Origin of the sequence: Aeromonas enteropelogenes (assembly GCF_000819845.1) — a bacterium.
GTDB classification, from domain to species: Bacteria; Pseudomonadota; Gammaproteobacteria; order Enterobacterales; family Aeromonadaceae; genus Aeromonas; species Aeromonas enteropelogenes.
The window spans coordinates 1-805 of the sequence record NZ_CDCG01000025.1; the positions used below are offsets into that span (position 1 = coordinate 1).

Annotated in this window: 1 protein-coding gene; it reads left to right on the plus strand. The window is 50.7% G+C overall.

Going from position 1 to position 805, the window contains the following annotated elements; genetic code table 11:
• The first annotated feature begins 131 nt into the window (after positions 1-131).
• The gene (gene gmhB, locus BN1123_RS08925; RefSeq protein ID WP_042026572.1) at positions 132-674 is read left to right on the plus strand and encodes a D-glycero-beta-D-manno-heptose 1,7-bisphosphate 7-phosphatase; all 543 of its coding nucleotides are present in this window, start codon (positions 132-134) and stop codon (positions 672-674) included.
• Positions 675-805: the final 131 nt, after the last annotated feature.

Here is an 805-nt window from a genome sequence, read left to right on the forward strand (position 1 = left end):
GCTAAAGTTATCGCTTAATCGATACTTTATATGCACACATAAAAGGGGTGGCTTCGGCCACCCCTTTTACTTTTGGGGCTTTAAATGGCTTGTGAGATACTTTTGCGAAATCATTGATAGAGGTAGCAGCTGTGAGTAAACCCGCCATTTTTCTGGATCGCGATGGTGTCATCAACAAGGACACGGGTTATGTCAGTCAGGTTGATGACTTCCATTTTCTACCCGGGGCGATTGAAGCCATGCAATTGCTGAAGAAAAAAGGCTATTTGCTGGTCGTGGTGACTAACCAATCCGGCATCGCCCGTGGTTACTTCACTGAAGATGACTTCATGAACCTGACCGAGTGGATGGATTGGTCCCTGGCCGATCGCGATGTGGATCTCGATGGTATCTACTTCTGTCCCCATCACCCGGACCACGGTACCCCCTGCGACTGCCGCAAACCCGAACCGGGTATGCTGTTGCTTGCACAGCGAGAGCTCGGTATTGATATGAGCCGCTCTTATATGGTGGGTGACAAACCTTCGGACCTGAAAGCCGCCATCAATGCCAAGGTCGGTCACAAGGTCATGGTCAGAACGGGCAAGCCGATTACTGATGCGGGGATTGAGCTGGCCGATGCCATCTACGACAACCTGCATGATTTTGCCGTTGCTACGCCTGTCGCAGGCTGATTTCGCTGGATTAAGATGCTTTTTGGTGGCTTTGTGAGCGGTTGAACGATGAAAGCCATCTTTTTGCAATTATCCTCTTGCCAGAACGAATTCACTCCCTATAATGCGCCCCCATCGACACGGCAAGCGGC